Source organism: Billgrantia antri, assembly GCF_017868935.1.
In the GTDB taxonomy this organism is placed as follows: Bacteria; Pseudomonadota; Gammaproteobacteria; order Pseudomonadales; family Halomonadaceae; genus Halomonas; species Halomonas antri.
In genome coordinates, this window is sequence record NZ_CP053383.1 from 923,141 (window position 1) to 935,924 (window position 12,784).

At 65.0% G+C, this 12,784-nt stretch carries 12 protein-coding genes; 3 read left to right on the top strand and 9 right to left on the bottom strand.

Annotated elements, in window-relative coordinates:
- Positions 1-94 precede the first annotated feature (94 nt).
- The 3 genes from HNO53_RS04375 to ttcA all read left to right on the top strand — a co-directional run bounded on the left by HNO53_RS04375 (position 95) and on the right by ttcA (position 3,620).
- Positions 95-1,921, top strand: coding sequence for a DUF294 nucleotidyltransferase-like domain-containing protein (locus HNO53_RS04375; protein ID WP_209476564.1), 1,827 nt, complete (start codon positions 95-97; stop codon positions 1,919-1,921).
- 43 nt (positions 1,922-1,964) lie between these two features.
- A complete protein-coding gene (locus HNO53_RS04380) occupies positions 1,965-2,594 on the top strand; it encodes a 3'-5' exonuclease (RefSeq protein ID WP_209476565.1) in 630 nt (209 codons plus the stop codon).
- Between the two features lie 93 nt (positions 2,595-2,687).
- Positions 2,688-3,620, top strand: coding sequence for a tRNA 2-thiocytidine(32) synthetase TtcA (gene ttcA / locus HNO53_RS04385; protein ID WP_209476567.1), 933 nt, complete (start codon positions 2,688-2,690; stop codon positions 3,618-3,620).
- An 89-nt stretch (positions 3,621-3,709) separates the two neighbouring features.
- Here the strand turns inward: ttcA and fnr are convergent, their stop codons facing one another.
- From fnr to HNO53_RS04430, 9 genes are all read right to left on the bottom strand, one after another.
- Positions 3,710-4,456, bottom strand: a complete 747-nt coding sequence (gene fnr, locus HNO53_RS04390; protein ID WP_209476568.1) for a fumarate/nitrate reduction transcriptional regulator Fnr — start codon at positions 4,454-4,456, stop codon at positions 3,710-3,712.
- A 116-nt stretch (positions 4,457-4,572) separates the two neighbouring features.
- Positions 4,573-5,988, bottom strand: coding sequence for an oxygen-independent coproporphyrinogen III oxidase (gene hemN / locus HNO53_RS04395; RefSeq protein ID WP_242597540.1), 1,416 nt, complete (start codon positions 5,986-5,988; stop codon positions 4,573-4,575).
- Between the two features lie 106 nt (positions 5,989-6,094).
- Positions 6,095-6,796 carry a sulfite exporter TauE/SafE family protein gene (locus HNO53_RS04400; RefSeq protein WP_209476570.1) on the bottom strand — a complete coding sequence of 234 codons (702 nt, stop codon included), beginning with the start codon at positions 6,794-6,796 and terminating at the stop codon, positions 6,095-6,097.
- Positions 6,796-7,029, bottom strand: a complete 234-nt coding sequence (gene ccoS, locus HNO53_RS04405) for a cbb3-type cytochrome oxidase assembly protein CcoS (protein ID WP_209476572.1) — start codon at positions 7,027-7,029, stop codon at positions 6,796-6,798. Before ccoS ends, HNO53_RS04400 begins: the two co-directional genes overlap by 1 nt.
- Positions 7,026-9,500 (bottom strand): heavy metal translocating P-type ATPase, encoded by a 2,475-nt coding sequence (locus tag HNO53_RS04410; RefSeq protein WP_209478514.1) that lies wholly within the window; start codon positions 9,498-9,500, stop codon positions 7,026-7,028. The genes ccoS and HNO53_RS04410 overlap by 4 nt, the downstream gene beginning before the upstream one ends.
- Before the next feature lie 33 nt (positions 9,501-9,533).
- A complete protein-coding gene (locus HNO53_RS04415) occupies positions 9,534-10,043 on the bottom strand; it encodes a FixH family protein (protein ID WP_209476574.1) in 510 nt (169 codons plus the stop codon).
- A gap of 5 nt (positions 10,044-10,048) precedes the next feature.
- Positions 10,049-11,488, bottom strand: coding sequence for a cytochrome c oxidase accessory protein CcoG (gene ccoG / locus HNO53_RS04420; protein ID WP_209476576.1), 1,440 nt, complete (start codon positions 11,486-11,488; stop codon positions 10,049-10,051).
- Positions 11,489-11,616: 128 nt separating this feature from the next.
- Positions 11,617-12,546: a cytochrome-c oxidase, cbb3-type subunit III gene (gene ccoP, locus HNO53_RS04425; protein ID WP_209476578.1), complete on the bottom strand. Its 930-nt coding sequence runs from the start codon at positions 12,544-12,546 to the stop codon at positions 11,617-11,619.
- Positions 12,543-12,782 carry a cbb3-type cytochrome oxidase subunit 3 gene (locus tag HNO53_RS04430; RefSeq protein WP_197568002.1) on the bottom strand — a complete coding sequence of 80 codons (240 nt, stop codon included), beginning with the start codon at positions 12,780-12,782 and terminating at the stop codon, positions 12,543-12,545. Before HNO53_RS04430 ends, ccoP begins: the two co-directional genes overlap by 4 nt.
- Positions 12,783-12,784 lie beyond the last annotated feature (2 nt).

Below are 12,784 nucleotides of genomic sequence, written 5' to 3' on the forward strand. Positions count from 1 at the left end.
GGTCCCTCGATACCGCGACTTGCCAGCCAGGCTTCTCTTTCGGACTCGTTCGAGTGCTGACGGCGATGACGGCCGCACCACGAGGGTTACCAATATGGTCGATGTCGATCTTTCTCAGCCCCCTTTCTCCTTTTTGAACGAAGAGGGGCGTGAGCGTGTCCGTCATGGCATCGACCTGGCTTACTTCGACCGCGACGAGATCATTCTCGAAACCGGCCAGCCCGGCGAGTACGTCTTTCTCATTCACAAGGGTGAGGTGGCCGAGCTGGACACCACCCAACCGGGAGCCCGCGAGCGAATCGGCCACTACACCGCGGGTGACCTGTTCGGTGCCATCAGTATCCTCAACGGCAAGAGTCGCTATCGCTTCCGCGCCGAGCAGGAGTGCCTTTGTTACCTGATGCCGAAGGCACTGTTCCTGCAGTTGTGCGATGACTATCCCCCCTTTGCCGAATTCTTTCGCCAGACCCTTGCCCACAAGGCGCGCCTGCTGACCGAGCAGCGCGCCGAGGGCGGAGTGACCATGGCCGGCTTCATGCTGGCGAGAGTCAGTGAATGCATGCGTCCGCCGCTGTGCATGGGGGCGCAGACGACCATTGCGGAGGCAGTCGCCAGATTGCACGAGAGCCATGCCGACAGCCTGCTGGTGGAAAGCGAGCAGGGCGCGGGTATGGTGACCAAGACCGATCTGCTCAATGCGCTGGTCCTGGAGGGGCATGACAGGGAGAGTCCGCTGCGTGAGATCGCTCACTTCGCGCTGGTGACGGTACGGCCCGAACAGTACCTGTTCGAGGTGCTGGTCATGATGACACGCCACAAGGTGGAGCGTGTCGTGGTGCAGGAGGCCGAGGGGGCGCCACCGACCGGCGTGGTCGAATTGACCGATGTGCTGAGCTATTTCTCCAGCCGCAGCTATGTCGTCAGCCTGCAGGTGGAGCAGGCCGATAGCCTCGATGCCCTGTTCCGCGCCAGCCGCCGAACCCCCGAGCTGGTCAAGGCGCTCATGGCGCAGGGCGTCAAGCTGCGTTTTGCCATGGGCCTGCTGGCGGCGCTCAACGGGCGCATCATGTCCAAGGCGTGGGGTTTTCTGATCGACGAGCGCTACCATCGCGACAGCTGCCTGATGGTGATGGGCAGCGAAGGGCGCGGCGAACAGATCCTCAAGACCGATCAGGATAACGGCCTGATTCTGGCCGACGGGCTGGAGTGGCCTGGAGTCAGCGAGCAGATGCAGCGCCTGACCGAGACGCTGATCGAACTCGGCTACCCGCCTTGTCCCGGACACATCATGGTCAACAATCCCGAGTGGGTGGGCACCGTCAGCCAGTGGCGCGAGCGTATTGCCCGTTGGGCGCAAAGACGCGATGGCGACAGCCTGATGAAGCTCGCCATCATGCTCGACTCCCACGCAGTGGCGGGCAACCCGGCGCTGCTCGAGCGGGTGCGCGAAGCGCTGTTCGAGCAGTGCTCGCGTGACGAACTGCTGCTCTCCTATTTCGCCCGCACTGCGCTGCGCTTCTCCACGCCGCTGACGCTGTTCGGCTCACTCAAGAAGCCCCAGCACGGCATCGACATCAAAAAGGGCGGCATCTTCCCCATCGTGCATGGGGTCCGCACCATGGCGCTGGAGCGCAAGATCAAGCCGACTTCGACTTTGGAGCGTCTCGAGGCATTGACGGCGGACGGCAGGCTGGAAGAGCGCGTTGCCGAAAATCTGGCCGAGGCGCTGTCTTTATTCACCGAGCTGCGCTTGAAGCAACAGCTCGAGCGCCTCGACGGCGACGGCAACGGCAAGAGCCCCGACCGTGTAGTGGTCCAGCAGCTATCGTCACTGGAGCGCGACCTGCTGCGTGAGGCGCTGCATATCGTCAAGGACTTCAAACAGAGCCTGTCGCAACGCTACCACCTCGAATATTCGTGAGGTTCGTGGCGGCGGGAGGCGGACAGATACAAAGGAGGTAGGCATGTTTCGAGCGCTGCGTCGGGCCAACGACCGTCGGCGCCATGCAGGTGGCGAGTATGGCTGGCTTTTTCGTCCCTATACCGGGGACGAGCTGGTCGCCATCGACTGCGAAACCACCGGTATCGATACGCGCACCGCCGAGCCCGTCTCCATCGGTGCGGTCAAGGTCCGCGGCGACAGGGTGCTCACCAGCGAATCGTTGGATCTGCGCCTTAGGCGACCCGCGACACTGACCGGCGACTCCATCCGCGTACATGGGCTGCGCGGTGTCGATCTGGACGATGGGGTCGGCCTGGACGACGCGCTGGCGACCCTGCTCGACTTCATCGGCAACCGGCCGCTGCTGGGCTGGCGGCTCGACTTCGACATGACCATCCTCAATCGCCAGATCCGTCCCCGCTTCGGCTTCGACCTGCCCAACAGCGGAATCGATGTCGCGCAGCTGTACCATCGGCAGCAACGTCGCAGCGTCATGGAGCCAGAGTCACCTGCGCAGCGATTCGAGGCAGTGGCGGAAGCGCTCGGCGTTCCGATCATGGGCCGCCATACTGCGCTCGGCGATGCCGTGACCACGGCGCTCATGTACCTGCGCCTGGAGCGGGCCGGCATGCAGGACCGCCGCGAGGCATGAGACAGTAAGTCGCTGCCATGGCGTCGCCTACGGGCGGCGTCGATGGTAGCATGTGCGGCCTCACCCACCGTTCGCTCTGGCAGTGCCCCGACCATGCAAGACGCCGTCTCATTCGACCCCCGTGCCGTTGCCGATCTCGATGTCTCTCTGCCGCAGGACGAGGCGCACGCCCCGCTGGAGCAGCTCGATGCCAAGGGGCGGCGAGAATTCAACAAGCTGCAGAAGCGCCTGAGGCGCCAGGTGGGCAATGCCATCATCGACTACGGCATGATCCATGAAGGCGATCGTGTCATGGTTTGCCTGTCGGGCGGCAAGGATAGCTATACGCTGCTCGAGATACTGCGCAATCTGCAGCGCAACGCACCGGTGAACTTTTCTCTGGTGGCGGTCAACCTCGACCAGAAGCAGCCCGGCTTTCCCGAGCACGTGCTGCCCGAGTATCTCGAGACCACCGGCATCGAGTACTACATTCTGGAGCGCGACACCTATTCGGTGGTAAAGGAGAAGACGCCGGAGGGCAAGACTACCTGCGCGCTCTGTTCACGTCTGCGGCGTGGCTCCCTCTACGGCTTCGCCGAGGAGATCGGGGCGACCAAGGTAGCGCTGGGCCACCATCGCGAGGACATTCTCGAGACGCTGTTCCTCAACATGTTCTATGGCGGAAGCCTTAAGGCCATGCCGCCCAAGTTGCTCTCCGACGATGGCAAGAACATCGTCATCCGGCCGCTGGCCTACTGCCGTGAAGCGGACATCGCCGAATTCGCGCGGCTTATGGCTTTCCCCATCATCCCCTGCAACCTGTGCGGTTCCCAGCCCAACCTGCAGCGTCAGGTGGTCAAGGAGATGCTGGCCGAGTGGGAGCGTAAGCACCCCGGCCGCATCGAGTCGATGTTCAAGGCGGTGTCCAACGTGGCGCCGTCGCAGCTGGCCGACCGCGAGCTGTTCGACTTCGAGGGGCTCGAGGCCAAGCAGGCGCGACTGCGCGACAGGCGCATTGATGCATTGAATGTTGCGCACGACAGCTGAGCCGTCAGTCCATCCCGAATAGTTCGTCCGAACGTAAACCGCCCGGCATTGGCCGGGCGGTTTGCGTTTGCTCGTGGTGACGGCAAGGATCAGTGATCGTCCTGGGCCTGTGCCACCAGCGCTTCGAGATTGAGGATGTTCACTTCGCGCCCCGACACCTCGACCAGCCCCTGCTGCTGGAAGCGCCCGAGAATGCGGCTCACCGTTTCCACGGCCAGCCCCAGGTAGTTGCCGATATCGGCCCGCGACATGGAGAGGCGGAAGCTGTAGGGCGAATAGCCGCGACGACGGAAGCGGTCCGACAGGCTGGTGAAGAAACTGGCCAGGCGCTGGTCGGCCGTCTTGCGCGACAGCAGACGCATCATCTTGCGGTCGTCGCGCAGCTCCTTGCTCATGCTGCGATAGAGTTGGCCGCGCAGCTCCGGCAGCTGCTCCGAGAGCGAGTCGAGCCGGTCGAAGGGAATCTCGCAGACGGTGGTGGTCTCCAAGGCGATCACGCTGCCGGGGTACTGCTGCTCATCGATCCCGTCGAGACCAACCAGTTCGCTGGGTAGATAGAAGTTGGTCACCTGGTCCTCGCCCGAGCCCTCGGTAGTGACCTGTTTGAGGCTGCCGGAGCGCACCGCGAAGACGCTGCTGAAGGCACTGCCCTGGCGGAACAGCGACTCGCCCTTCTTCAGCGGTGAGCGACGCCGAATGATGGCGTCGAACTGCTCCATGTCCTCGAGCTCCAGCGCAAGAGGCAGGCACAAGGAGCTCAGGCTGCAGTTCTGACAACGAGTCTCATGCAGCAGCGAACGACGCTTGCCGAGTGCATTGGCCGCGTTGACCGGCATGCTCCACCTCCTCAATCACAATCTTGAGGGCATTATGGGACATTATTCATGTAGGTGAAATGCCCCTTGCGACTATTGGCCGCAATGTAGTTAATCTTTAGTGTGCTACCGGGCTCTCAGACGATGCGTGAGAAACGTTCGTCGGGAGTGGGGGACAGGTGAGCGTCGAAGGCCATGGCCAGGTGGCGGATCAGCAGCCGACCGAGCGGCGTGGCCACGATCCTATGGCCTTTCATTGTCAATAGACCATCGCGCTGGAGTGCTTCCAGCCGTGACAGGGCATCCGCCAGGTAGCGCGGGGCGTCGATACCGAACGTTTCGCTCAGCTCGTCAAGGTCGAGCGTCATGTCGCACATCAGGCGCTCGATGGCATGCCACCTCAAGCGATCGTCGAACGTCAGACGGATGCCGCGCGCAATAGGCAGGCGGCTGGCGTCGAGCGCCGCTTCGTAATCGGCGAGATGGGTATGATTCTGGACATGGACGTCATCGATGCTGGAGATGGCCGAGACCCCCAGTCCCACGAGGTCGCACTGGGCGTGGCTGGAGTAACCCTGGAAGTTGCGCTGCAGGGTGCCTTCGCGCTGGGCGATCGCCAGGCTGTCGTCGGCGCGGGCGAAGTGATCCATGCCGATGTGCACGTAGCCCGCTCCGGTGAGCATGGCGATGGTGGTGCGCAGGATTGCCAGCTTCTCCTTGGGGCCGGGCAGGTCCTCGGTGTTGATGAGACGCTGGGCCGCGAAGCGCTCGGGCATGTGCGCATAGTTGAAGACCGAGATGCGCGCCGGCGCCATGGCGATCACCTGCTCCAGGGTGGCGGCGAACGTGTCCCGGGTCTGCAACGGCAGGCCGTAGATCAGATCCAGGTTGAGCGAATGAAAGCCGAGACGGTCGGCCTCGTCGAGCAGCGCTTCGGTGAGAACGCGCGGCTGTACCCGGTTGACGGCGCGCTGTACCCGTGGATCGAGATCCACCACGCCGAGACTGAGACGATTGAAACCCAGTGCCTGCAGGTGGCGCAGGGTGAAGACGTCGGCCTCGCGGGGGTCGATCTCGATGGCGTAGTCGCGATCGCGGGCATTGGACAGTCCGAAGCGGGCATCGAGTCGGTCGATCAGATCACTCATCTGATCGAGGCTGAGAAAGCTCGGCGTGCCGCCACCCCAGTGCAGCTGGGCCACTTCACGGCGCGTATCCAGATGCGGCTTGATCAACACCATCTCGCGATCCAGGCGCGAGAGATAGGGCTCGGCCAGCTTGCCGCTTCGGGTGGCGATCTTGTGGCAGGCGCAGTAATGGCATGCCTTGCGACAGAAAGGAATGTGCACGTAGAGCGATAGGGGCCTGGCATCGGTGTTGCTGCGGCTCAGGGCGGCCAGGTAATCCTGTTCGCCGAATGCCTCGCTGAAAGAATAGAGGGTGGGGTATGACGAATAGCGTGGTCCGTGGGTGTCGTAGCGTTGCAAGAGGGCTTCGTCCCAGGCGAAAGGATCGGCCATCGCTTGATGCACGCAGCGTGCGGGGACGGACATGATGACACTCCGAAAGGCTAACGGTTACCTCATGCTAGCGGTATGCTGCCCAAGGCGGATTGAGCTGCGTCAAACGAAGTGGTAATGCCGCTTCGCGGCGGCGCCATCAGTGGCCCGTGGCACTCTGCGGCAGCAGCGCGACGAGCTGCCACAGGGCAAAGGCGATGATCGCAAGGGCAGCCAGGGTGCGGGTCGCCGGGTGGCGAATCAGCGTGCTGAGCTGGCGCGCGGCGAAGCCGGTGACCAGTAGCGCAGGTAGAGTACCGAGCCCGAAGGCGCCCATCAGCAGCGCACCGCGCAGCGGATCCGCCGTGGCCAGGCTCCAGGCCAGCATCGAGTAGACCAGGCCGCAGGGCAGCCAGCCCCACACCGCGCCGAGGCCGATGGCCTGGGGTATCTTAACCACCGGCATCAGCCGCTTGCCGACCGGCTCCAGGTAGCGCCACAGGTGCCGGCCCAGGGCTTCCACCTTGAGCAGTCCCTTCCACCAGTTGGCGATATAGAGCGCCATCAGGATCAGCATGAGCGCGGCGAATAGCTGCAGGCCGACTCGCGCCGTCGATGACAGCGCCACCACGGTACCGAGCGAGGCCACTAGGGCACCGGCCAGCGTGTAGCTGGCGATGCGCCCCAGGTTGTAGCCGAGCAAGAGCCCCGACAGGCGTGCCGGGCTGCGCATGCTGGGCGGCACGGCGAAGGTCAGCGCGCTCATGATACCGCCGCACATGCCGATGCAGTGGGCACCGCCGAGCAGGCCGAAGACGAAGGCCGCCAGCAGCGGCGGCAGGCCGAGGCCGGTAGGATCCATCAGCGCTCCACCGGGTCGTCGCCATCCGCGCCGGCCGACTTGTGCCGGCTGGCCTGGCGTCGCCGCTCGCGCTCTTCCGGCGTCAGGTCGTTCTCGTCCTCGTCGAAGAGAATGCGGTGGGCCGGTCCTTCGAGATCCTCGAACTGGTCGTTCTTCACCGCCCAGAAAAAGGCCCACACGGCCAGGCCGAGCAGGATCAGCGAGAGCGGAATGAGAAGATAGAGGATCGTCATGCGTTCACCCATCGTGCGTCGGGAGTCGGTGTCTGGCTAGGGCGCAGACGAAATCGGTTCAGCCGCAGCGCGTTACCCACCACCACCAGAGAACTACCCGACATGCCCAGCGCCGCGACCCAAGGCGGTACGATGCCGATGGCGGCCAGCGGCAGCGCCGAGAAGTTGTAGCATACCGACCAGATCATGTTCTGGCGCATGACACGCCGGGTGGCCCGGGCGATCTCGATCGCCTCGACGATACGCATCAGCCGTGGGCTCAGCAACACCGCATCGGCGCTGGTGCGCGCCAGATCGGTGGCGCCGTTCATGGCGATCGACACGTCGGCACCGGCCAGTACCGGCACGTCGTTGATGCCGTCGCCGATCATGGCGACCTTCTCACCGGCCGCCTGGCACGCGCGGATGCGCTCGAGCTTGCCCTCGGGACCGACGCCGGCGTGCCAGGTGTCGAGGCCCAGCTGTTCGGCCATGCCGCGTACGGCGTCGCTAGTGTCGCCGGAGAGCAGCTCGACGTGTATGCCTCGCGCCACCAGCTCGGCAATGGTCTGCGCGGCGTCGTCGCGCAACCGGTCGCGCAGGGCGAACCAGGCACGCGGCTCGCCGTTCTCGCTGAGCAGCAGCCATTGCCCCTCGCCGGGGGCGGCCAGGGAATGGTCGGGCGCGGCGAAGTCGGCGCGCCCGAGACGCCAGCGCCGGCCGTCGATCGTGCCCTCCACGCCCTGGCCGGTAAGGCTCATGCGTTCGCGTGCCTCTACCGTCGCTTCGCGCCAGGGGCGGAAGGCGCGGGCGATGGGGTGCTCGGAGTGGGCCTCCAGCGCTGCACCGATCACCCTGGCCCGCTCCGCCGGCAGGTTGCCGAGCGGGCGGGTGTCGACCAACTGCATCTCGCCGCAGGTCAGCGTGCCGGTCTTGTCGAAGATCACCCGGTCGACCTGGGACAGCGATTCGATGGCATCGGCGCGGGTGATCAGCACGCCGCGCCGACGCAGTTGGCCATGTCCCGCGGTGAGCGCGGTGGGCGTGGCCAGCGCCAGGGCGCAGGGGCAGGTCACCACCAGCACCGAAAGCGTCACCCACAGCACGCGGCTGGGATCGATGAACCACCAGGCGACGCTGACGCAGGCGGTCACCACCAGCAGACGCAGCACGAACAGGTGCGCCATGCGCGCGGCCATCTGCGCAAGGCGCGGGCGGCTGGCGAAGGCACGGTCGGTAAGGTCGACGATGCCGGCCACCCGCGCCTGCTTGCCCGCGTGGGTGACACGCACCACCAGCGGGCTCTCGATGTTCTGGCTGCCGCCGGTGACGCTGTCGCCGACACGCCGAGTCACCGGCAGGTACTCGCCGGTGAGCATCGATTCGTCGAGGCTCGACTCGCCCTCCTCGATGACGCCGTCCGCGGGTACCCCGTGGCCGGGCTTGATCACCACCCGGTCGCCGGCGACGAGCTCGCTGGCCGGCAGGATGCGCTCCTCGCCGTTCGCCTCGAGGCGCACGGCGGAGATCGGCAGGGCGCCGGTCAGGGCATTGCCGGTATGGCCGCTGCGGCGTCGTGCACGGGCTTCCACGTAGCGGCCGAAGAGCAGGAAGAAGGTGAACATCGTCACCGAGTCGAAATAGACCTCGCCGCTGCCGGAGAGTACGGCATAGCCGCTGGCGAGGTAGGCACCGCCGATGGCGATGGAAACCGGCACGTCCATGCCCAGCACCCGCGCGCGCAGGTCGCGCGCGGCATTGCGGAAGAAGGGCATGGCGGAGAAGAACACGACCGGGGTGGCCAGGGCGAACGACAGCCAGTGGAACAGCGCTAGGAAGTCCTCGCTGATCTCGCCGGGACCGGCCGTATAGATCGGGATCGAGAACATCATCACCTGGGCCATGCCCACCGCCGCCACGATGAGACGGCGGATGTTCATGCGCTCCTCGAACTGCAACCGCTGCTGGGCCGCATCCGGCTCGTAGGGCTGGGCGCTATAGCCGATGCCGGCCATCTCGGCGAGAAGGCGCGACAGCTTGAGGCGGGCCGGGTCCCAGGCCACGCGGACGCGATGATGGGTGAGGTTGACGGCGCTGGCGGTCACGCCTTCCAGGGCGTTGAGGCGATGCTCGATCAGCCAGGCGCAGGCGGCGCAGGTGATGCCGTCCACTGCCAGAGTGGCGTGTACCTCGCCATCGTCGCCTTCGGCATGCACGAACTGCTGCTGCAGGCCCGGATCGTCGAATACCGCCCAGGTCTCGGCCTTGACCGCCTGGCGTTCGTCGGGCCGCTCGGGCAGCTCGGTGCGAAAGCGATAATAGCTGGCCAGGCCGCCCTCGACGATGGCGTGGGCCACCGCCTCGCAGCCGGGACAGCACAGGGGGTGCGTTGCCTCGTCCAGAGTGATCGACCAGGGCGCCTGGGCAGGCACCTGGTTGCCGCAGTGATAGCAGCACTGGCCCGGGGGTTGCTGGCCGGCAGCCAGACTCATGTCGTCAGGCGTCAAGGGTCGTCACTACGCTCATCAGCTGCTCCGCTCGACGCCGGGGGTGAGGCTGAAGCTCTCGTCGCTGGGAAAGCGCGCCTCGCCCACCAGGCGCCACTCGGGCGTCTCCGCGCTGGGCTGCAGCTGCAGATACCAGCGGTGGCGCAAGTTGTCGGGCGCCTGACCCAGGTAGTGCCCGTCGCGCACATGCTCCAACGTCAGGTCCTGGTCGCGGTTGTCCTGGGTGGGGAAGATCAGGCGCAGGTGGAGCCGCTCGGGACGGTCGTCGCCATCGAGCTGGACGATGATGTCACTGGTCAGCGGGTCGATACGCAGGTCGGCGGCAAGGTTGAGCGCATGGGCGCGCTGCTGCTTGGCCAGCACCATGTTGATGGCGCGGCCATGCTCATAGTAATCCTCCTGCACCATGCCGTCGAAGGAGCGAACCGAGAGAACGGCAAAGGTGGAGCTGACACCGATTGCCGAGAACAGCAGGCCGATCAGAAACCACGGCCAGAACTGCTTGTACCAGGGCGTGGGGGTGGACATGACGGTCATCTCCGGATATTTCCGATGAAGCGGGTTTCGCGCTTGAGAGCGATGCTTTCGTCGTGCTGCGCTTGCAGCAGCAGCTCGATCGGATGGCTGGGCATCTCCAGCGCCGCGGGATCGACGGTGGCCTGTACGGCGAACAAGCGCGTGCTGCCGGCCGGCACCTCCAGCGTCGCGGTATCGAGCGTGAGACCTGGCAGGCCGCGTGCATCGAGTCGATAGACATGATCCCGTTCGTCGAGGTTGCGCACCGTCAAGGTATAGACATTGCTGATACGCCCGTCACGGGTCATCTGGTAGAGCTGGCCGCGCTCGCGCTCGACTTCGACATTGAGCGGCATGCGATCGCCCAGCGCCCAGGCGAACAGGCCGATCATGACCACCAGGGCGGCAAAGTAGCCGAGCAGGCGAGGTCGCAGGATATGCGACCGCTTTCCTTCCAGCGCGTTCTCGGTGGTGTAGCGGATCAGCCCGCGTGGGTAGTTCATGCGGTCCATGACGCTGTCGCAGGCATCGATGCAGGCGGCGCAAGTGATGCACTCATACTGCAGGCCGTCGCGAATGTCGATGCCGGTGGGGCAGACCTGCACGCACAGATCGCAGTCGATGCAGTCGCCATGGCCGGCTGCACGCGCCTCGGCGTGGCTCAGACTCTTCTTGCGTGACCCTCTGGGTTCGCCGCGCTCGGTGTCGTAGGAGACGATCAGGGTGTCGGCATCGAACATCACTGACTGGAAGCGTGCATAAGGGCACATGTAAATGCATACCTGCTCGCGCAGCCAGCCGGCATTGAGGTAGGTGAAGACCAGGAAGAAGCCGACCCAGAAGTAGGACCAGCCATGGGCCTCGAGGGTGGGCAGCTCGGCGACCAGCTCGCGGATCGGCGTGAAATAGCCGACGAAGGTGACCCCGGTGGCCAGCGCGATGGCCAGCCAGATGGCGTGCTTGGCCCCCTTGCGCCAGGCCTTGTCGAGGCTCATCGGCGTGCGGTCGAGCTTGATGCGGCGATTGCGCGAGCCCTCCAGGCGATGCTCCACCCAGATATAGAGGAAAGTCCACACGCTCTGCGGACAGGTATAGCCGCACCATACGCGTCCGGCGAATACGGTGATGAAGAACAAGCCGAAGGCGCAGATGATCAACAGCCAGGAGAGCAGCACGAACTCCTGCGGGTAGAAGGTGGCGGCGAAGATGTGGAACTCTCGCCCGGGCAGATCGAACCAGATCAGCGGACGGTCGCTCCAGGTCAACCACGGCAGGCCGAAGAAGGCCAGCATCAGCAGCCAGTTCGCCACACGGCGCACGCGCTGGAAGACCCCTTTTATCTCCCGCACGTAGATGTGGCGACGCCTGGCGTACATCTCCTGGCGAACCGTCGTCTGGGGCGTGTGGTGGCCCACGGCGTCCGGGGTCACGTCTCGAGTGGGAATCTTGTTGCTCATGTCGGACTCGCGACGGGCCGCGCTGGCCCGCTTGGGAAGGCAATGAAGTGGGCTTCATTGTATCGGGAGCCCGTCGGGTGGCGGGGCAGTGCGACGGTGGGTCGCACTGCCCCGCCCGGGCGGAGTCGTCAGTCGTTCAGGCGCAGGCTGTAGATATAGGCGGCCACCAGGTGCACGCGCTCGGCACCGATGTAGGCCTCCTGGGCCGGCATATGGCCGTTACGGCCGTTACGCAGCGTCTGGCGTACCGAGTCGAGGACGCTCTGGCCAGGTGCCTGATAGAGCCAGGTGTCGTTGGTCAGGTTGGGTGCGCCCAGCGCCTGGTTGCCGGTACCGTCGGGCCCGTGGCAAGCCGCGCACACCGAGGTGAAGACCGAAGAGCCCAGCTCGGCGCGCTCGGCGTCGTGCTCCAGGCCGGAGAGCGACAGCACATGGTTGGCGACGTTCTCGATGTTCTCCTCGCCGAGCTGCTGCCAGGAGGGCATCAGACCGTTGCGCCCGCGGACCAGCGTGGTCAGGATCTGTTCCGGCTCGCCGCCGTACAGCCAGTCGTCGTCGGTCAGGTTGGGAAAGCCGTAGCCGCCTTGAGCGTTGGCGCCGTGGCATACCGCACAATTGTTGAGGAAGATCCGCTCGGCCACTTGCATGGCCTCGCCGTCCTGAGCCAGCTCGGGGATCGGGATCTCCTCGTACTGAGCGAAGATCGGCGTGAAGCGCTCCTCGGCGCGGGCCACCTCCTCTTCCCACTGGCCTTCCTGGGTCCAGCCGAGCAGACCGGCGAAGTTGCCTAGCCCCGGGTAGAGCAGCAGGTAGCCGAGCGAGAACACCACGGTGGCGACATACAGCTGGAACCACCAGCGCGGCAGCGGGTTGTCGTATTCCTCGATCTCGTCGGCGGCATGGCCGGTGGTTTCCACGTTGCCTTCGGCATCGGGCACCTTGTCGGTCTTGCGGTTGGCATACAGGATCCAGAAGGCGAAGGCGATAGAGCCCAGCGTTATCAAGATGATCCAGGCGCTCCAGAACCCGGAAAGGGAGTCATCCCATAGATTGCTCATGCGTTTTCGTCTCCCCTGTCTTTACGGGAATCGGCTTCGCCTGCCTGCTCGCGATGCGAGCCCTGCTGCGAGGCGCTGCGGTCTCGGTTCGATTGTTCGTCTTCGTCGGCGAAGGGCAGCTGGGCCGCTTCGTCGAAGTCCGGCTTGCGCCGCCGGGAATAGGCCCACCACACGATGCCGAGGAAGGCGATGATCAGCAGACCGGTGATAATGCCGCGAAAGGTACCGGTATCCATGA